The following is a 19,812-nucleotide window of genomic DNA, read 5'->3' on the forward strand; positions in this document are numbered from 1 at the left end:
CCTATCCTGCCAACTGCCGTTTTTTCATCATCTGCCGCAGTTTACACCAACAGACGAGATGGGCTGCTGCGGTTATGGCCCAGGTTATAGGATACGACAGATATAAAACAAACAGACTGTGCTGCCACATAAATATGGTAAATATCCAGATGATCCTAAGTCCGCAGGCTCCTGTCAGAGACACCAGCATAGGAAGAACTGAATATCCCATACCGCGCAGACTTCCCACCAGAACCTCCATGATACCGCAGAGAAAATAAGGCAGACATATGATTTTAAGCCTCTGTATTCCGTAGGCGATCACCTCTGCGTCTGAGGAATAAATACCCAGAAGATGCGGCGAAAAGAATACCATGAGACATCCGAAAGTCCCGCCGATCACTGTCACCAGTACAAGACATCTCCATAAGATCTGGCTGATCCGCTTCTGATTCCCGGCACCCACATTTTGACTGGTAAAACTTAATGTCGCCTGATAGACAGCATTCATAGAGGTATATACAAACCCCTCCAGATTGGATGCCGCCGTATTTCCGGCCATTGCAATGGCTCCAAAAGAATTTACCGATGACTGGATCAGCACATTTGATATGGAAAATATGGCGCTCTGCATCCCCGCCGGAAGACCGATACGCACAATATGCTTCAGCTTGTCTTTGTGAATTTTCAGCTTTCTCAGCTCCAGTCTGCACATTCCTTCTGTACGCATCAGACAGCGCAGGATCAGCAGTGCTGACACCGCCTGTGAGATAATGGTAGCCAGTGCCACACCTGCCACACCCAGACCGCATACAATAACGAAGAACAAATTCAACACTACATTGATAATTCCTGCAAGCAGTAAATAATAAAGAGGCCTTTGGGTATCCCCCGTGGCTCTCAGCACTGCCGCGCCGAAATTATAAAGCATCATAGCCGGCATGCCTACAAAGAAAATCCTCATATAGAGCACTGCCTGTCCCAGAACCTCCGGAGGCGTTGCCATCCATTCCAGCATAGGTCCGGCAAATGCCACTCCCAGAAATATGAGGATACAGCCGCAGACGATACTGAACAGAATAGACGTGTGCACGGTTTCACTGACATTTTTGGCATCCTTTGCCCCGCAGAACCTGCCAACCAGGACATTTGTTCCAATAGAACATCCGATAAATACATTGACAAAAAGCTGGATGAGAGAGCTTGTAGACCCCACTGCAGCTAGCGCATGATTTCCCGAAAACCTTCCCACCACCACAATATCCGCGGCATTAAATAAAAGCTGCAGAATACCGGATAAGATCAGGGGCACCGAAAACAACAGCAGCTTTCCCCAAAGCGGCCCGTTACACATATCTATCTCATATGACTTTTTCATCTTTCTCTTCCTTCTAAAACAGATAAAGCCCACACACAGACAGGGCTTCCCAGGTGCATTCTGTCTTTTATTTCTGCTGTCCCGGTACCCGTGTATTTCACTGATATAAGTTCATTTGAATCCTGGTTTGCGATCACCAGATATGTACTTTTGCACTCTCTGTCTTCTGCCGCGGCAAAACAGCGAGGTGTCTTCCCTCCGGAAGAAATACTGTCCGCAAACACCAATCTTCCCTCTCTGTCCAGATCATATACGCTGATATTGTCAGCTCCCCTATTGGATACATAAAGTTTATTCCCTGCATGATCTATGCGGATTTCCGCCGCTGTATTAGAAATTTCCCCATCTTCCTCTGTAAGTGTGGAAATATCCTGAACTGCCCGCGGTACGCCGTTTTGACAGTCATATACCAATACCCTGTTCCCCATCTCCTGCACTACATAAAACATGGGCAGGACAGGGTGATAAACCAACATTCTCGGTCCGTAACCCGGCTCTGTCATCCAGGATTCTTCTTCTGTGAAGGTCCATCTTCCATCCTTCTCTCTGACTGCACAGCGGCTGATCTTATCCAGTCCCAGATCACATACAAGCACGCCTTCCGCAAACCGGCAGGGATGGACAGAGTGTACATGTGGGCCTTCCTGCCGCGTTTCATCAATAGAATGTCCGTGATGCTGTATTACCATAGCCGGCTCCAGAAAGCAGCCGTCCTTACCAATTCTATATGCGCAGACAGAACCGCTTCCATAATTGCTGATATACAATATCTCCTCCGCTTCATCCAGATACAGATGGCAGGGATCCGTTCCCATAGAAGGCTTCCTGTCAAGCAGCATTGCCGAACCGTCTTCTCCTGTCTCATAGACGCTCACAGCCCCGCTTTCAAGGCCTTCGTAATCTTCCAGCTCACTGACAGCGTAAATTCTCTTTCCGGCTTTATCTGTACAGACGTAAGAAGGGTTTTTAATCCCCTCTATGGTCTGTTTCAGCCTCATTTTACCAGATACCATATCTATTTCAGCCAGATATATTCCCTCTCCATTCCCTATAAATCGGCTTCCGTCACCAAATAAAACCGATTCCGTATAGGTACCGATCAAAAATTCCTGTTTCTTTTCTGACATTCTGTCTCTTCTCCCTCTCTACAGACTTTACTCAATATCCTGAGGATATCGGATTCCGCAGATTCTTCTGATCTCATCCAGTTCTCTCATGATCTGAAGGCTTTCCTCCCAGGGCATGACAGGACTCTCTGTCTGCCCTTCCTTCAGCATTTTCTGTACCTCCAGCGCCTCATAGTGGTAACCGTTGCCTGCCACTTCAACCACTCTTTTTTCTTTCAGCATATCCGTGCGGAAATCTTCATTGGGCTCAAACAGATATACCGTATTGGGACGCCAGAAATACGGAATCTCCAGTTCCGCCTTATCTGTGATGATCACTGCCCTGTTGTCCACTTTTCTGTTGATGGAGAAGACCATATCTGCCAGACATCCGCAGGGATACGTCATCTGGATGCATGTGTTTAGATCTACTGTCTCCTCATTCTTTTCAGACCACGCATGCATCACCTCCGGCGTCTCTCCCAGAAGATACTGTGCGACACTCACACCGTAGACACCCACGTCAAGAAGTGCTCCGCCTCCAAGTTCTGCCTCGAACAAACGTCTTGTCTCCGGCTTTGCAGGCCCGCCGAATGTAAAATGCATATTGTGTACTTTTCCATATACGCCCTCCTGGATTTCCTTTCTCAGCTCCCTCATCACAGGGATAAACCTCGTCCACATAGCCTCCATGAAAAAAGTGTGATTTTCTCTGGCCAAACAGAGAAGTTCCTCCAGTTCCCGAGCGTTCATTGTCACCGGTTTTTCACACAGCACAGGCTTTTTTGCCTTCAGGCAGGCCTTCACACAGGCCAGATGCTGGGGATGGATAGTCCCCACATACACAGCATCAACATTCTCATCACTCACCAATTCTTCATAAGAACGGCAGTATTTCTTTGCCTGTATCCCATAGTCATTTCTCCCTGACTTAGATGCCAGCACTTCCACCTGCATATCCGCCACTTCTTCCAATCCCCTGGCAAACTGCGATGATATAAAACCTCCGCCCATAATTCCCCATCGAAACATATAGATTCCTCCTCGTCCATTCATTATTGCTGTCCACAATGCCGCTTCAGTCCTTTACAAGGCAGGCATCTGTGAACAACAACTATTTAACTGCTGTCTATTTTTTTATTATACCACAAACGGACAGACGGGAATATACTTTCCCGCCTGTCCGCTAAAATTAACTGTGAAGGTACTGAACAGTCACCCTCCACCAGACATATCAGCCCGCACCGTATGCGCGTTCTCTGTCCTTTTCCTTATAATGATGTGCTTCTTCAAGCATCATATCTTTTACCTTCATCAGACGAATCTGTGTACTTCTCTCACTCTCGTCCAACTTCATGGTAATATACTTAATATTCTGTTGCGTCTCCGGAATAATTACATGTTCCAGAGCGTTTACTCTGCGTCGGGTCTTCTCAATCTCGGAAGCCATAAGCTGGCAAGATTTTTCAATCTCAGCAAGCTTGAGCATATCCGGCAGGATATCTGCCAGAGATTTCACCGCGCCGTCCAGGTCGCCTGACGTGAAGGCAAAACCGTAGGAATAGATGTCATTTGCATCCGCGGTTCTGGTCTGGGACTGGAAAACGGGAATATCAACACTCATGACATTCCTCTTGCCAGTATCCAGATACACCTCCTGTTTCGGCGCCATCAGCGCTGTGTTCAACGTCTGTTCGGACATGCCGGCCTTTGCGATCACGAAGTTCTTGTTAGCCTCTTTAATACCCTCTTCCACTTTCAGGCGCAGAGCCATGTTCTCTCTTGCCAGATCCAGGAACTGACGCATAAGCTCATCACGTTTATCCTTCAGGAGTTTATGCCCCTTGACGGCAGTGACCAGCTTCTTTTTCTGCTTGGTAAGCTCCATTCTGGTAGGATTTACCTGGGTAGATGCCAAGACAATCACCTCTTTCTATGCTTTGTTAAGGCACGGCAGGTTTTCCGGCCTGCCGCACCGCCGGCATTATTGTTTACCGTAATATTCATCAAGGAATTTATCATCAATACGTTTCAGCTCGCTCCTCGGCAGTATGGAGAGCAGCTTCCAGCCGATACGCAGTGTCTCCTCAATATCGCGGTTGGTGGTATAACCCTGTGAGACATATTCCGCCTCAAAGGCATCCGCGAATTTTGCATAGATAAGGTCAATATCAGAAAGTGCCGCCTCACCAAGGATTGTCATCAGCTCTTTTGCCTCTTTACCACGGGCATAAGCAGCGAATAACTGGTTCATGGTGTTTGCGTGGTCAGCACGTGTCTTGCCTTCACCGATACCTTTATCTTTCAGTCGTGACAGAGATGGCAGAACATCGATCGGCGGTGTAACGCCCTTTCTGTAAAGCTCACGGCTTAAGATGATCTGACCCTCAGTGATATATCCGGTAAGGTCAGGGATCGGATGGGTTTTATCATCCTCAGGCATGGTAAGGATTGGGATCATGGTAATGGAACCATCGCTTCCCTTCTTACGTCCTGCTCTTTCATACATGGTTGCAAGGTCTGTGTACATATATCCCGGATATCCACGACGTCCCGGAACCTCTTTACGGGCTGCGGAAACCTCACGCAGGGCATCTGCGTAGTTGGTGATGTCGGTCAGGATTACAAGTACATGCATATCTTTTTCAAATGCGAGATATTCTGCTGCGGTAAGAGCCATCTTAGGTGTTGCGATACGCTCTACAGCCGGGTCATTTGCCAGGTTGATGAACAGAACTGTTCTGTCAATAGCGCCGGTCTCCTTAAAACTCTCAATAAAGAAGTTAGACTCCTCAAAGGTAATACCCAATGCAGCAAATACAACGGCGAAGTTCTCACCGGTACCACGAACCTTGGCCTGTCTTGCGATCTGAGCGGCCAACTGTGCATGAGGAAGACCTGATGCAGAGAAAATAGGCAGCTTCTGACCACGTACCAGTGTGTTCAGACCGTCGATCGCAGATACACCGGTCTGGATAAACTCTTCCGGGTACATCCTGGCAGCCGGGTTCATTGGCAGACCATTGATATCACGTCTCTCATCCGGAAGGATTTCCGGACCGTCATCGATAGGGCGTCCCATACCGTCGAATACACGGCCCAGCATGTCTTCAGACACACCCAGTTCCATGCTTCGTCCGAGGAAACGTACTTTACTGTCAGACAGGTTGATACCTGTTGAGCTTTCAAAAAGCTGTACCAGGGCATCACTGCCGTTAATTTCAAGTACACGGCAGCGGCGTGTCTCACCGCTTGCCAGCTCGATCTCACCTAATTCATCAAAATGTACATTTTCAACACCGCGCACCAACATCAGAGGGCCGGCAACTTCCTGTATGGTTCTATACTCTTTCGGCATTAGAAGTCCTCCTTCCCAAATACATTGGCAATGTCAGCAGCAAGTTCGTCCATTGTCACTTTATATTCTTTGTCCAGCTTATCTTCCGTCACATATTTGAAACGTCCGATCTTCTCGCGGACATCCATCTTGATCAGCCCCTGAATGTTGGCGCCTTTATCCAGCGCTTCCTTTGACTGCTCATAGAATGCGATAACCAGTTTCATAAGGAGATACTGTTTCTGCAGAGAACTGTAGGTATCTACCTCATGGAAAGAGTTCTGATGCAGGAAGTCCTCACGGATGGAGCGGGCAGCTTCCATTTTCAGACGGTCACCTGCAGAAAGTGCATCCATACCAACCATCTTAACGATTTCTTCCAGCTCTGCCTCATCCTGAAGAAGGCTCATCATCTTCTGACGGTCTTCCATCCAGTCAGGAGCAACCTTCTCATTGAACCAGTCCGCCATGTTGTCCAGATACAGAGAGTAGCTGGTCAGCCAGTTGATCGCCGGGAAATGACGTTTGTAAGCCAGAGCGGAATCCAGTCCCCAGAATACCTTTACGATACGCAGGGTTGCCTGGGATACAGGCTCTGAAATATCACCACCCGGAGGAGATACAGCACCGATAACGGAAAGGGCGCCTTCTCTGTTGTCACTGCCCAGAGATACCACATGTCCGGCTCTCTCATAGAACTGTGCCAGACGGGAACCCAGGTATGCAGGATATCCCTCCTCACCAGGCATCTCTTCCAGACGTCCTGACATCTCTCTAAGAGCCTCTGCCCAACGTGATGTGGAGTCTGCCATCAGGGCTACGGAGTAACCCATATCACGGAAATATTCCGCGATGGTAATACCTGTATAAATAGAAGCCTCACGTGCCGCAACAGGCATATCTGAGGTATTGGCAATCAAAACGGTACGTTCCATCAGAGACTGTCCTGTCTTCGGGTCCTTCAATTCAGGGAACTCGTTCAGAACGTCTGTCATCTCATTTCCACGCTCACCACATCCGATATAAACCACGATATCGGCCTCAGCCCACTTTGCAAGCTGATGCTGGATAACTGTTTTACCGCTTCCGAATGGTCCCGGAACGGCTGCCACACCGCCTTTTGCGATGGGGAAGAACGTATCAACAACACGCTGACCGGTTACCAGAGGCATCTCCGGCGGCAGCTTTTTCTGATAAGGACGGCCTTTACGAACCGGCCATGTCTGCATCATGCCGACTTCCTTGTCACCGTCTTCGGTCTCAATGACAGCAACCATATCTTCTACTGTAAATTCACCGGCTTTGATCTCTTTTACTTTACCGTTGATCCCGTAAGGAACCATGATCTTGTGGTTTACAACGATAGTTTCCTGTACAGTACCGATAATATCGCCGTTCTGTACTACATCACCCACTTTAACAGTAGGCACAAAGTTCCACTTTTTATCTCTCTTCAGAGAAGGAACTTCAACACCTCTCTTTAAGTTCGTGCCGGAAACCTTCATAATCTCATCCAGCGGACGCTGGATACCATCGTAAATACTTGTGATAAGACCTGGTCCAAGTTCTACGGAAAGAGGTGCATTCATAGACTCTACCGGTTCGCCCGGTCCCAGTCCTGATGTCTCCTCGTATACCTGAACGCTGGCTTCATCACCGTGCATCTCGATGATCTCACCAATCAGACGCTGGTTACTAACACGGACAACGTCGAACATATTTGAGTCCCTCATGCCCTCCGCGATAACCAGCGGCCCTGCAACTTTTTTAATCGTACCTTTGCTCATCGGAACGAATCACCTGCTTTCTAAAATAGTTCGTATCTGGTAACTGCTCACTACGTTCACAGTTACTGGCAAAATCCATATAAGCCCACCATAGGCCATGGAATTTTCGCTTATTAATTATTGCTGAAGAGAATATCCGAGCCAACCGCTTTTTCCACGGATGTTTTCACTCCCTGCACGCCTTCACCTGTATTTCCGGATACGCCGGGAATCTGGATCACGGCAGGAAGCAGCTCTTCCTGAAATTTATCTATGGTCTTTTTACATTCCGCAGCCAGCGCCTCTGTGATATAGATGATCCCATATTTGCTCGCTGCCAGATGCTCCAGTTTTTCTTCAGCTTCTTTTCGGGATGTTACCGGGAACGTATCAAGACCCAGTGTAGCAAACCCGTAAATACTGTCGTAATCGCCCACAACTGCAATCTTATACATACATTTCCCTTACCCTTTCCCGGATAGAATCATCCGAAAGTCCGCTGCGTTTACCGGACAAAATGATTCGTACCGTTTTGATCTCGTTCTCTCTGGCAAGCACATAGGCAACCAGAGGTCCCACTGAAAATGACTGATATTTCTGAGGCTGCATGGTCTGCATCATGCGGTTGTCGCACCAGCGTTCAAAAGCGGACATAGACTCTGCAATGGCCTTTCCGCCCTCTGCATAAGCAGTGCCCGACAAATACTCTACAATAGCATCAATGCCGTTCACCGCTGCCTTGGAAAGCTGTGCCACGCTCAGTGATTCGCATTCCACCATCGCGCGCTTCATAAAATCCATATTTTTTGCGGTTTTCTGTGAACGCACAGCGATTTTAATATCAGCTATGGCAACCGTGGACTCTGCATAATCTTTGATAATGCTGTCCTTTGCCTCTTTGCCTGCTGCATAGATTGCTTCAAGGGCTGCCTTGTCCACAATGACATCACAGAGCTGTCCGTCTCTTGTGTGGAGCAGCGTCTCATAAGCTTCTTTTGCAGCACCGGCCATATACTTGGGAAGTCTGGAAAAATCCTTGCTTCTCACAATCTCCAGCATTTCATCCGGTGAGACCGCCGTGTCATCATAATAGATGTTCATGGTTTTGCCGTTCTCCTCGGTACATACATCTTTGATCGCTGCCTTAAGATTGTGGAACATATTCGGGTAGGAAAGTACATCGAAGACAGACATATCAACGCCCAGATCTTTAATGTTTTCCCAGATTTTTTCCTGCTCCCTGGTCAATATTGCCTCTGCATTCACCGGCGTATCCGCGCCGCCCCATCCCTTTTCCTGTAAAAGCTGCAAGCACTGCTCCTCTGTCTGGCAGGCCATGAGCTGGTCAAGAGTGGCAGAAGTGAATAACGCCGTTTCAAGCGCACGGATTCGCGCAACCGCATAGGTATATTTTGTATCAATCAAGATAATTCCTCCTTCTTGCGGTTATCGCTTACGAAAATAATAATGCATGAACTTTGTCGGAAAGTTCACCTCTCTTGGAATCAAACATGGCCTTAAAGGTACAGTTTTCCTCGATTCCACCATATATAAGAACAAAGCCGCCGCGGATGTTCCTGTGCTCTTTGGAAAGAACCAGTTTTCCGCCCTTTTTCTCAGCTATGTCCGAAATTTCTTTTTCAAAACCCTGCGGCATTCTCTTCAAATCTTCAGGTGAGAAACAAATTTCCCCTTCCTGAGCCAGAACGAATTTGTCCAGCATTTTGCGAAGCATGTTGAAATAAGTCTCGTCATCTGCCGAAAGCAGCGTGCTGTATGATTTTTCCAGCACCTCGGAAATCACTTCCTGTTTTGCCTCCAGAAGCGCCTTTCTCTTCTGCAGGTCGCAGGAAGAAAGTGCACGTTCCTTTATATTCTCAACATCAGCTTCCGCTTTTTTGGAGATACGTCCGCATTCTGCTTCCGCTTTTTCTCTCATCTCCTTTTTTACTGCGTCTGCGCTCTTCTGCGCACGGTCGATGATATCACTAGCGGAGCTTTTTGCTTCATCCAGAATCTGGCTTTTCATTTTTTCTAATCCAGTCATTCTTAAGCTCTCCTTTACTATTTCTATTCTGTCCTGTAATTAATGTCCCCATGCGGGAACTGCTCTCCGTATCTGAAATTAGAAGGAAAGGTTTGTTACGGAAAGAATGGAAATCAGCAGAGCAAGAATTGCGTATGTCTCAACCATTGCCGGGAAAAGCATAGCTTTACCGAACTGTTCCGGTTTCTTGGCAACAATGCCGATAGCTGCTGCAGATGTCATTCCCTGATATTTACCGGAGATCAAACCAACGATACCGATTGGCAGACAAGCTGCTAATACCAGTAAGCCCTGCTGTGGTGTCAGGTCTAACATACCGCCGCCTAACAGGCCGATTTTGGAAAGTGTGATGAAACCAACCAGCAGACCGTAAATACCCTGTGTACCAGGCAGAAGCTGCATGATCAGAACTTTTGCGAATTTGCTTGGATCCTCTGTTACAACACCTGCTGCTGCCTGACCTGCAATACCTACACCGATAGATGAACCTGCACCTGCTAATAATACTGCTAATGCTGCACCAAGTAATGCGTAAACAATTCCTAACTGACTCATAAATAAGTTTCCTCCTTAACATCTACATATTTCGTAGTTAATTTAAACGGGTTGAAAGGTCTTCCTCCACCCTCATAAAACTTGCCGAAGAATTCGACAAACTGTAAACGGTTTGTATGCACATATGCGCCCAAAAGATTGATTGCCAGATTCAGTGAATGTCCGACAATAAAAATCACAATAAAACCGATAGCGGCAATAAAACCATCGCCCAGCATACTTGCCATCTGGTTTACTACAGACGCGATAACACCTGTGGCAAGACCAAGAGCAAGAAGACGTGAGTAGGACAGTACATCACTGAGCCATCCTGTCACATTATAGATATCGTACGCACCCAGTGCCAAACGGAGCGCGATATTTTTATTGGCACGGCCTGACATGAGAAGCAGCCCAACAGCTCCTGCTATAGCCATGACCTTTCCTATCTGTGAAACTGCCGGTGGGAAAGTCCCTTCCGGAAGCTGGGAAATAGAAGCAAAGATACTGCTTGGAAGCAGCATCATAACCAAGCCGATCAAAAATACATACCAGATAATAACATCACAGAAGAAATCCATGTACTGCTTATCTTTCAGAAGCATGTACCCTTTCAGACCAAGACCCATAAACAGATGGATCACACCAAACAGCATAGCGTACATAAGAAGACGCATGGGATCATTCAGCGGAACAAACCAGGCTGCCTTCACGAGTCCGCCATCCGGTATATTCACATGGAAGAATGTCCTTGCCACAACATCTATGGCATCTCCGAAATATCCTCCAAAGAGAACGCCCCACACTAAAGTGGAAAGACCGCAGTACATAAACATTTTTAATGATTTATGCATGCCGTGGCTCATACGCGGATACTTTCTCAGTACAATAAAACATGCCAAAAAAATAATCAGTCCATATGCCGCATCAGACAGCATCAAACCGAAGAAAAACACATAGAAAAACGACATAATCGTCGTAGGGTCAACCTCACCTTTTTTCGGAAGACCATAGGATTCCAAAACCCCCTCCACAGACTGAGAAAAGGGATTATTGCTCAGAAGCACCGGAGCTTCCTCTTCCTCCCGTATCTCTTCCACATCAAAGACCAGATCATAGCCCTCTTCCATTGCCTTCTGCACTGCGGGAACCGCTTTTTTCGGTATATATCCGCTGACAAAAAAGGTCCTGGAGGACTGTGGAATATGTCCCAGGAGTTCGTATTTCTCTGCTCTGGTTCGGAAATAGTCAGATATCAAACGCAGGTCTGCGCGCTTGTCTCCATATTCAGTAATATGCTTCTGACAATCCTCAATTTCTTTTTGGAGTGCACTGATTTCTTTCTCCAAATTTTCTTTTTCGACCGCCGGAACTTCTCCCACGATCTGAGATGGCCTAGCAAAACCGCCCTGCCGCAGCGCATCCTCCACCTGCTGTGCATTCTTCTTCAGACACAACACAACAATATAAGTGGAATCTCTGTCCGCAGAAAGGACTGTCACATCCACGCCTTCAGCCTCGGGAGCGTACTCCGCAATAAGGCTGTAAATCGCTTCCAGCGTCATTTCACCTGAAACAGCACCGATAAGTGCACTGGTTGAACCTGTACCCTCAAAATTCATAGGTACATCCAGGCTCATCCACGGAGCCAGCGATTCAATCTGGTTCTCCATTTTCTGGATATTTGCACGGCACTCCGCGATTTCTTTCTGCCAGCCGGTTATACGGGAAGCAATGTCCATCATTTCTTCCTTCTGAACCGCCACCTGGTTGTAAGTTTCTTTTTCAATCAGTTTTTTTCCTTCCAGACTGGACAGCAGGGATTTCTTTTCCGGTGCGTATTCCTGCAGGATATCCAGTGCTAGATCTGCCAGATTCGCTTTCTTTTCAAAAGTAGTCCTGGCTCCCTGGGTATCCATCTTTTCAAAGCCTGACTCATCGTCCAGCACCTGGGTCATTTCCATAACACCCATGGTCTGCAGCTTTTCCAGGATGGCCTTCCGGTCCCTTTTCAGCGCGCAGATACTGACTCGCTGCATCTGCATTACTGCCATACTCTCATCCCTCCTTTAACTCGTTTTTGTTTTCTTTTTCTTCCTCTCAGATTAATTCGGAAATAATCAAATCAACCGCTTCTTTTTCCCGGCTTTTTGCCGCGCTCTTCAGCTCTTTGATTTCTTCTCCGGCCGCCAAAAGGGCCTCGTCCGTCTGCTGCTTACCGAATGTCTCAGCAGAATCTCTGAGTTTTTTCGCCTTCTGCTGCGCTTCGGAAACCAAATCGGAATACAACTTTTCGGAAGCCAGTTTTGCCTCCTCAGAAATCTTTTCACTCTGGCGCTTTGCATCAGCAACGATGTTTGCTGCCTCCTGCTCCGCATCCCGGATTTCTTTGATTGTTCCTTCTATCACAGTATCACCACCTTCACATAGTTTAAATATTACTATGAATTATGCAATTTGTCAATTCTTTCACAATTTTTTTAACCGAAATACACGAAAAAAAAATGTTTTTTTTTGGTAATCCTGATAAAAAAAGAGAGATTGTATATAATTTATACAATCTCCCCGAATGTCTTTGTTTAATTTGACTTTATCTTACTCGTATAAGTAGTTCTTCAGCTTCTCATCATCCAGACATGCCGCATCGATCCACTGATACCCAGGATTGATGAAAGAATCATTTTCCAGCCCCAGCCAAGCCCTGGCTGCCGCTACTACAGTGGCATATCCCATGCCGTACGGATTCTGGGCAATGACTCCCGTTTCCCTTCCGTCTTTGATGGCTTCCTTCTGCTTTTTACCCGCGTCAAACCCAACAACAGCGGTGTGTTCTCTTCCGGCTTCCTTCAACGCGTCTAAAACATCATCCGCAGTGATCTGGTTCGTACAGAAGTATCCTTTTAGATTAGGATTTTCTTCCAACACCTTGGCCGCCATCTCTTTCACAGAGGTCTCCTCGTTCTCATAGGAAATATTTACAATTTTAATCCCGGGATGATTTGCCGCGATCTCATCGGCAAATCCCTTTTCCCTGTCCTGGCTGCTCTCAGAGCTTTCAATATGTGCCATTACAGCGATCTCACCACTGCCGCCTATGGCCTCACTGAGCTTCTTCGCAGCTTCGGCACCTGCCGCCTGATTGTCTGTGGAGCACACAGTGTTCACTGTGCCTGTCACAACTCCGGAATCCAACACAACTACGGGGATACCATTCTCCTCAGCCGTCTCAAGCTGTGCCTGGCAGGATTCCATGTCTATGGCAGCAAGACAGAGGACTCCCGGATTCTCAGCCAGAACCGCGTCGATGATATTGATCTGGCTCTCAACATCAGTCTCATCGGACGGTCCCTCAAAGGATAGTTTTATCTTATCATCACCTTTATATTCCAGTTTTTTATTTAAATCTTTGACAGCCGCTTCCATACCCTTTTTCACAGTAGCCCAGTATGCTGTCTTTGTGCTCTTCACAACAACTGCAATATGGCCGCCCGCCTCCAGGTCCAGCCCCTCCAGAGATGTATAGTCAATGGTGCCTGCGCTATTTTTCAGGGTTGTCATCGTGAGGTCTTCCGACATATCTGCCTCGTTCTCTTCCTCTGTGTCCTTTGCGTCCTGACTATCCTCATTCTGGCCGGAATTATCAGTATTGTCTTTTTCTTCTTCCTTTTGATCTTCTTTTGTATCTTCTTTATCTTCCTCCTGCTGAGGGTTCCTATTACTCTCCACATTCGGCTTATCTTCTGCCTTTGCCTCTGTGTTTACAGGTACTTCTTTTTTATCCTTATTATCACCGCACCCTGCCAGGGAACCCGCTGCCAGCGCAATACATAATAAGGCAACAATTGTACGTCTCATGCCCTCTCCTCCAAGGTTCACACCATGCCCACGCACGGCTTTACCAGATTTTTACATGCATTTCTCTTCCTTTTAACTACGTTTCCATTATACACGAAACTAATCATTAGTCCATATGCTTTTTGTAATAATTTCGTAAAAATTTCAGGAACTTTTCTATTCACTTTTTCCATAGTCCAGAAGATCCCATTCACGTAAAATCCCGTATATTACCAAAGCTGAGAGAGGTCCCAGCAGAAAACCTGCGCCTCCGTACAAAAAAAGTCCGAGATAAACCGATAAAAGAACAAGAAGAGGAGACACTCCCACCTTCTTTCCGATGAGGCGGGGTTCCAAAAACTGTCTGACGCAGCTGGTGACAAGATAAAGAGCAATACAGCCAACAGCCCCCGCCGCGTTCCCTCTAAGGGCAAGTACAAGAGCTGCCGGTACTAAAAATGTACCCGTCCCCAAAACAGGCAGTGCATCCAGCAGTCCCAGAGCCAGCCCGGCCACTAAAAAATGTGGTGTTCCCAATAAAAATAACCCGGCAATGCAGAGCAGAATAATAATACCCATGATTTTTATCTGTGCTTTAAAATACTCCGCGATCCCGCTTTGCAGACTTTTGAGCAGCGCTCTTGTTTTTTTGAAAACTGACAGGGCAGAAAAGCGCTTTTTCCACTCCCCATGTTCCTGCAGGATCAAAACTGCGGATACCACACACAGGATCAGCCCTCCCACGATAACCACACATTTTTTCATAGAACCAACTGCCGCTTCCATAGACTGACTGCCGTCTAAAAAAGAGCTGCTGATATGGTCAAGCTGCATATAAATATACTGGCTGCTCTCTCTGGCCGGAATTCCCACTGTGTGCTCCACCTGTATACAGCACTGGCCTATAATCTGACAAAATTCTCTTTTTATCACCGGATAAAGGGATATCAGTCTGCCAATCTGGGCGGAAAGAGCCTGGAGAAGCCACATGACTCCAAGGATACTTCCCACAGAAAGGAGGAGGATCAGTACCGCACCGACACCGCCCTCTGTAAAACGGAGTTTTCTGCAGACTTTCCGGCTGGCAATCCACCTGGCTGCCGGGAGTACAGCGAGTGCCAGAATCCACCCCAATAGAAAAGGGAGCATCACAGGTACCGCGTATTTCATAATCAGAAATACACCTGCAACTACTCCCACTGTTATGCCCGCTTTCTTCCATCTCATCTTCCGCTCACCATACCTTATCCTGTATCCGTTCAGCATCCTTACAGTTACAAGCAGAATCTATGCCGGATCACTCCCAGTCATGAAATTTCCGCCAGTTGTAATGAATCATTCTTACGGTCAACGCATCGAATGCCGGACCTGCTGAAAAGTTACTTTATCTTTTTATACTCCTCTATCAGTATGTGTGAACTTTTCTTACCTATACTATAGGAAAATTTCCAGAAGGCTTTACCTGGAATTCCATTTTTTTCTTAGTTTTTGGATGAGTAAAAATCAATTTGTATGCACACAAAGCTATGTACTGCCATTCCTTTTCTGACCCCGCCTGGGGATTATATTTGGTGTCACCTAAAAGCGGATGTCCGGCATATGCCATCTGTACGCGGATCTGGTGATGCCGGCCGGTCAGAAGATGTATTTCAAGAAGTGATCTGTCTTCTGCTTCTTTTAACACACGGTATTCCAGAACCGCTTTTTTGCTCTGCGGTGTTTTTTGTCTGGTGACCCTTGACGTATTTGTCTTCGCGTCTTTTATCAGTTCATTTTCCAGACGGGACTCTTTCTCCTTTAAAATACCGCTGACAGCGGCAAGGTAGTATTTTTCCATTTTACCGTTTTGTACCTGCGCATTCAGCTCTTTTGCGGCTTCCCTGGTTTTTGCAAAGACAAGGATACCTTCCACCGGCTGATCCAGACGGTGTATTACAGCCAGATAAGGAGGTTCGCCCTTTGAGGTAAGGTAGGTTAGGAGGATAGATTCAAGATCCGGGGTGTTGATTTTCCTGGTCTGAACGGGAATACCCGGGGACTTGCAGCAGACTAAGAGATGGGCATCTTCATATAAGATATTGGGGGGTATCTGAGTTGTTTTCATTATTGTTAAATTCCTTTTTGGTTTTTATTTTTGCCAATGCATGAGAAATGCAAAACACATTCTAGTGCTGCTACTATGGTTTCTGGCCGGATGGAGCACTAGGGGCATTATAACATGAATGGACAAAAATGAACAACCGTCATATCTTCACTATTCGGATATAACGGTTGCTCTAATGATCTGCGATATTCAATTTTTTTATTCCTTTCTTCTTCTAATATTAATAAAAAATCCGGAATGAATACTGTTATTTTGCTTTTTCCTTATTCTTCTATACTTCTTTTTAATCTTCTCATTCCCTATTTATAAATCTTTCACTCTGAATTTGTACTCTCTTTGAGCTTCCTTTCATTTCTTATATGAATGTTCTACCCAAATCCCTTAACGGACTCTGATAAAGCCTTCCTTGAAATGGTCTTCGCTCTTATTGGATTTTTAAATTCTGGTGTTTGATAAGATTTATTGAAAGTTCATATCAAATCTATTATGTATAATAAAAAGCTTCTAACAAATAGTTCGGGCTATTTTGTTTTCAAAACATTTCTCTATACATTTCTTCGAGATATAAAATAACTTACTTCTTTTTCAAGAACTTCTAAATACAACAGGCTTATTTCAACAAATACAACTTATTATATCTTCAACATTTTTTATATCTTTGAATGATGTATGAATACTTTGTTCTTTCAAAATATATTTCTTTACATATATTCTGAAACCTTTTTATTACTTTTGTGGTAATTGTTCAATATGAGGGCACTTTTTGATATATCACCTGGCCACTTCTTTATCCTCTTAATGGGATTCTTTTCGGTCTTTTATGTAGCTAGGTCTTTCTCTAGGGAACTATGCCTTACCACTCTCATATTGATAATTGATATTCGCTATTTCCAATGGAATATACCTCCTTATCAATATTTCAAATGACACCTTTTACATTACTTTTTATCCTTGGTACTGTTATTCTTTTGTACTTTTTGTATTTCTCATACGTTGTACTGTTTAACATTACTCTGTGTCCTATTATGTATTCTCCATACACTTTAAGGAGATATAATGTTTTATCCTTTGTACCTTGTAGCCAACTTCTTAAATAAGATTTATCTTCTCTCCTTTAAGAATTGGTTATGTAGTAATGTTTGTAGGTGTTTTCTTTTGATGGTTATATATTACCACGGGCCTTCTTATTTGTCAATATACTTTTTGAAAAAAGTTTTATTTTTTTATAAGTTATAATTTTTAAATAATTAAGCTGTGAATTATATGTTTTTATATGAATTTACTATACAATTCACAAAATACATAATAATTCCGAACTTTGAAAATTGCCAAAATAAAACACCGTACGACACATTATTTTATCCCTCACACCTAAAAAATCAGGTTTTGTCGAATAAATACTGTGCCGTACGGCCATTATGTTAACCTCTGTAATAGTTGATCAGACAGCCTTTCAGTATGATCTCACGTTCATCGTCTGTCAAGTCACCTATTTTTACTGTAAATTCCGAACAGGAGTCTCCTGCCACATAAACCTTGATCTCCTCTGCCTTCTCCTCAACGGCTTTTCTGATTCCCGGAAGGAACAGATAATCACCTTTTTTGAAAGGCATGTCACCGGCTTCCATAAGAAGAGGAAGCATACCCCAGTTGATCAGGTTGGAGCGGTAGCGCTTAGTGGCATATTCGTTGGCAATATTCGCCCAGCCGCCCAGCACTTTCTGACAGGACGCAGCCTGTTCTCTGGCTGAACCATCCCCCGGCTTTACGGCAAAGATCGTGCTTCCGATCCCCGTGTTGGAGCTGTCCATATCAGGACACAGTTTTTTCAACTTATCCCACACCGCTTTCAGCTCCGGTACAGCCTCCAGCGGACAGTTTCCTGCCTCACGGGCCTTTTCCGCTGCCTGTATCTCTTTGGCAAGGGGTACATACTCAGGATCTTTTCTGGAAAGGGCAAACTCAGCCAGTCCCAAAGGATTGGAGCGGAAGGATGAAGTTTCACCTGAAGGGATCAGCTCATCTGTTGTGGTGACCGGATCATGGATCTCAGAAACCACCTTCAGCACCAGGTTCTCTGTGAGAGCCGGCATTTCCGGCCAGTCCTTAATGTTCGGACCAAACTGTATCTCTGTCTCCGGGTCAGCAATGCCTTTGCTGTCAAATACTCTGTTCTCATAAATAGTCTTGTCAAAGAAATAGCGCGGCTTCGTATATTTTACATCAAAGTCAGTGGCGGCGGTCAGATATCCCTTGTTGGCTGCAGTTGCCGCAATGGAACGGGCGTCCATCAGCGCAACGGAAGAAATCTGTCCGTTCTGGACCTTGGAACCTTCACGGTTAGGGAAGTTTCTGGTGGAGTGGCGGATACTGAGGGCATTGTTAGCCGGAGTATCTCCGGCACCAAAGCAGGGACCGCAGAAAGCTGTCTTAACAACAGCACCTGTCTGCATAAGGTCTGCCAGTACCCCATTCTTGGCGATTTCCATATAAATCGGTGTACTGGCTGGATAAACACTTAATGTAAAGGCATCCGATCCAATACTGGTACCTCTTAAAATGTCTGCGGCATCACAGATATTCTCGAATCCTCCGCCTGCACAGCCGGCAATGATACCCTGCTCCACATAAAGCCTGCCGTTATGTACTTTATCTTTCAGTGTAAACGGGATTTTGCCGTCCAGGCTCACCTGTGCCTTTTTCTCCACATCGTCCAGAATATCCATGAGGTTTGCATTGAGTTCTTCTATTGTATAGGTATTGCTTGGATGGAAGGGCATGGCGATCATAGGCTTCACCTGACTCAGATCCACATAGACCATTCCGTCATAATAAGCCACCGGACCGGGAGCCAGCTTCTTATACTCTCCGGCTCTTCCATGTACCTCATAGAAATCCTTAATAGTATCGTCTGTAGTCCAGATAGAGGAGAGACATGTGGTCTCTGTAGTCATGACATCGATCCCTATACGGAAATCGGCACTCAATCCGGCAACACCCGGGCCTACGAACTCCATCACTTTATTCTTAACATATCCGTTGGCAAACACCGCGCCAATGACAGCCAGCGCAACATCCTGCGGACCAACTCCGGGCATGGGCTTTCCGGTCAGATAAACACCTACAACCTGCGGTCTGTGAATATCATAAGTCTTTCCCAGAAGCTGTTTCACCAGCTCCGGGCCGCCTTCTCCCATAGCCATTGTTCCCAGGGCGCCATAACGGGTATGGCTGTCAGAACCCAGGATCATCTTACCGCCGCCTGCCAGCATCTCCCTGGCAAACTGATGGATCACTGCCTGATGAGGCGGTACATACATTCCGCCATAACGCTTTGCACATGTAAGGCCAAATATATGGTCATCCTCGTTAATGGTTCCGCCCACTGCACAGAGGGAGTTATGACAGTTTGTCAGCACATAAGGGATTGGGAACTTTTCCAATCCTGAAGCCCTTGCTGTCTGAATGATCCCCACAAATGTAATATCGTGGGAGGTCAGTTTATCAAATTTAATTTTCAAATCATCCATATTTCCGGATGTATTATGTTCTTCTAAAATAGAGTAAGCCATTGTCTGTCTGGACGCTTCTTCTCTGTCAAGAGATACTGCACCTGCCATCTGCGCGGCAGCCGCTGCAGCGTCAGGACCGTCTTCCACAAGCTCAGTTCCGTTCATCAGCCAGACACCGCCATCATAAAGTTTCACCATGATTGATCCTCCTTGTC

16 protein-coding genes are annotated in these 19,812 nt (G+C 46.0%); all 16 read right to left on the reverse strand.

Annotation, left to right across the window (positions count from 1 at the left end):
• Nucleotide 1: 1 nt before the first annotated feature.
• A complete protein-coding gene (locus BLCOC_RS24900) occupies nucleotides 2–1,357 on the reverse strand; it encodes an MATE family efflux transporter (protein WP_115623708.1) in 1,356 nt (451 codons plus the stop codon).
• The gene (locus tag BLCOC_RS24905) at nucleotides 1,354–2,484 is read right to left on the reverse strand and encodes a lactonase family protein (protein ID WP_115623709.1); all 1,131 of its coding nucleotides are present in this window, start codon (nucleotides 2,482–2,484) and stop codon (nucleotides 1,354–1,356) included. The genes BLCOC_RS24900 and BLCOC_RS24905 overlap by 4 nt, the downstream gene beginning before the upstream one ends.
• A gap of 27 nt (nucleotides 2,485–2,511) precedes the next feature.
• Nucleotides 2,512–3,495: a Gfo/Idh/MocA family protein gene (locus BLCOC_RS24910; protein WP_165907258.1), complete on the reverse strand. Its 984-nt coding sequence runs from the start codon at nucleotides 3,493–3,495 to the stop codon at nucleotides 2,512–2,514.
• 202 nt (nucleotides 3,496–3,697) lie between these two features.
• On the reverse strand, nucleotides 3,698–4,381 hold the full coding sequence (locus BLCOC_RS24915; protein ID WP_018593348.1) for a V-type ATP synthase subunit D: 684 nt from the start codon (nucleotides 4,379–4,381) through the stop codon (nucleotides 3,698–3,700).
• A 66-nt stretch (nucleotides 4,382–4,447) separates the two neighbouring features.
• The gene (locus tag BLCOC_RS24920; RefSeq protein WP_115623711.1) at nucleotides 4,448–5,821 is read right to left on the reverse strand and encodes a V-type ATP synthase subunit B; all 1,374 of its coding nucleotides are present in this window, start codon (nucleotides 5,819–5,821) and stop codon (nucleotides 4,448–4,450) included.
• Nucleotides 5,821–7,587, reverse strand: a complete 1,767-nt coding sequence (locus BLCOC_RS24925; RefSeq protein ID WP_018593350.1) for a V-type ATP synthase subunit A — start codon at nucleotides 7,585–7,587, stop codon at nucleotides 5,821–5,823. The genes BLCOC_RS24920 and BLCOC_RS24925 overlap by 1 nt, the downstream gene beginning before the upstream one ends.
• A 113-nt stretch (nucleotides 7,588–7,700) precedes the next feature.
• Nucleotides 7,701–8,021, reverse strand: coding sequence for a V-type ATP synthase subunit F (locus tag BLCOC_RS24930; RefSeq protein ID WP_018593351.1), 321 nt, complete (start codon nucleotides 8,019–8,021; stop codon nucleotides 7,701–7,703).
• Entirely contained in the window at nucleotides 8,014–8,991 is a 978-nt protein-coding gene (locus BLCOC_RS24935; RefSeq protein WP_018593352.1) for a V0D/AC39 family V-type ATPase subunit, read from the reverse strand. The genes BLCOC_RS24930 and BLCOC_RS24935 overlap by 8 nt, the downstream gene beginning before the upstream one ends.
• A 28-nt stretch (nucleotides 8,992–9,019) precedes the next feature.
• Nucleotides 9,020–9,613: a V-type ATP synthase subunit E gene (locus BLCOC_RS24940; RefSeq protein WP_018593353.1), complete on the reverse strand. Its 594-nt coding sequence runs from the start codon at nucleotides 9,611–9,613 to the stop codon at nucleotides 9,020–9,022.
• A 78-nt stretch (nucleotides 9,614–9,691) separates the two neighbouring features.
• A complete protein-coding gene (locus BLCOC_RS24945) occupies nucleotides 9,692–10,168 on the reverse strand; it encodes a V-type ATP synthase subunit K (protein ID WP_018593354.1) in 477 nt (158 codons plus the stop codon).
• Nucleotides 10,165–12,201 carry a V-type ATP synthase subunit I gene (locus BLCOC_RS24950; protein WP_029471287.1) on the reverse strand — a complete coding sequence of 679 codons (2,037 nt, stop codon included), beginning with the start codon at nucleotides 12,199–12,201 and terminating at the stop codon, nucleotides 10,165–10,167. Before BLCOC_RS24950 ends, BLCOC_RS24945 begins: the two co-directional genes overlap by 4 nt.
• Nucleotides 12,202–12,247: 46 nt before the next feature.
• Nucleotides 12,248–12,556, reverse strand: a complete 309-nt coding sequence (locus BLCOC_RS24955; RefSeq protein WP_018593356.1) for a hypothetical protein — start codon at nucleotides 12,554–12,556, stop codon at nucleotides 12,248–12,250.
• A 186-nt stretch (nucleotides 12,557–12,742) separates the two neighbouring features.
• Nucleotides 12,743–14,002 (reverse strand): ABC transporter substrate-binding protein, encoded by a 1,260-nt coding sequence (locus BLCOC_RS24960; RefSeq protein ID WP_115623712.1) that lies wholly within the window; start codon nucleotides 14,000–14,002, stop codon nucleotides 12,743–12,745.
• Nucleotides 14,003–14,158: 156 nt separating this feature from the next.
• Entirely contained in the window at nucleotides 14,159–15,208 is a 1,050-nt protein-coding gene (locus tag BLCOC_RS24965) for an AI-2E family transporter (RefSeq protein ID WP_165907257.1), read from the reverse strand.
• A 202-nt stretch (nucleotides 15,209–15,410) separates the two neighbouring features.
• Nucleotides 15,411–16,085, reverse strand: coding sequence for an RluA family pseudouridine synthase (locus tag BLCOC_RS24970; protein WP_115623714.1), 675 nt, complete (start codon nucleotides 16,083–16,085; stop codon nucleotides 15,411–15,413).
• 1,421 nt (nucleotides 16,086–17,506) lie between these two features.
• On the reverse strand, nucleotides 17,507–19,795 hold the full coding sequence (locus BLCOC_RS24975) for a hydratase (RefSeq protein WP_115623715.1): 2,289 nt from the start codon (nucleotides 19,793–19,795) through the stop codon (nucleotides 17,507–17,509).
• Nucleotides 19,796–19,812: the final 17 nt, after the last annotated feature.

The sequence above is a fragment of the Blautia coccoides genome (assembly GCF_034355335.1).
In the GTDB taxonomy this organism is placed as follows: domain Bacteria; phylum Bacillota; class Clostridia; order Lachnospirales; family Lachnospiraceae; genus Blautia; species Blautia producta.

Coding starts and splice junctions, on each gene's coding strand:
- BLCOC_RS24900 (WP_115623708.1), bottom strand. CDS start 1,357: ATGAAAAAGTCATATGAGATAGATATGTGTAACGGGCCGCTTTGGGGA.
- BLCOC_RS24905 (WP_115623709.1), bottom strand. CDS start 2,484: ATGTCAGAAAAGAAACAGGAATTTTTGATCGGTACCTATACGGAATCG.
- BLCOC_RS24910 (WP_165907258.1), bottom strand. CDS start 3,495: ATGTTTCGATGGGGAATTATGGGCGGAGGTTTTATATCATCGCAGTTT.
- BLCOC_RS24920 (WP_115623711.1), bottom strand. CDS start 5,821: ATGCCGAAAGAGTATAGAACCATACAGGAAGTTGCCGGCCCTCTGATG.
- BLCOC_RS24925 (WP_018593350.1), bottom strand. CDS start 7,587: ATGAGCAAAGGTACGATTAAAAAAGTTGCAGGGCCGCTGGTTATCGCG.
- BLCOC_RS24930 (WP_018593351.1), bottom strand. CDS start 8,021: ATGTATAAGATTGCAGTTGTGGGCGATTACGACAGTATTTACGGGTTT.
- BLCOC_RS24940 (WP_018593353.1), bottom strand. CDS start 9,613: ATGACTGGATTAGAAAAAATGAAAAGCCAGATTCTGGATGAAGCAAAA.
- BLCOC_RS24945 (WP_018593354.1), bottom strand. CDS start 10,168: ATGAGTCAGTTAGGAATTGTTTACGCATTACTTGGTGCAGCATTAGCA.
- BLCOC_RS24950 (WP_029471287.1), bottom strand. CDS start 12,201: ATGGCAGTAATGCAGATGCAGCGAGTCAGTATCTGCGCGCTGAAAAGG.
- BLCOC_RS24960 (WP_115623712.1), bottom strand. CDS start 14,002: ATGAGACGTACAATTGTTGCCTTATTATGTATTGCGCTGGCAGCGGGT.
- BLCOC_RS24965 (WP_165907257.1), bottom strand. CDS start 15,208: ATGAGATGGAAGAAAGCGGGCATAACAGTGGGAGTAGTTGCAGGTGTA.
- BLCOC_RS24970 (WP_115623714.1), bottom strand. CDS start 16,085: ATGAAAACAACTCAGATACCCCCCAATATCTTATATGAAGATGCCCAT.
- BLCOC_RS24975 (WP_115623715.1), bottom strand. CDS start 19,795: ATGGTGAAACTTTATGATGGCGGTGTCTGGCTGATGAACGGAACTGAG.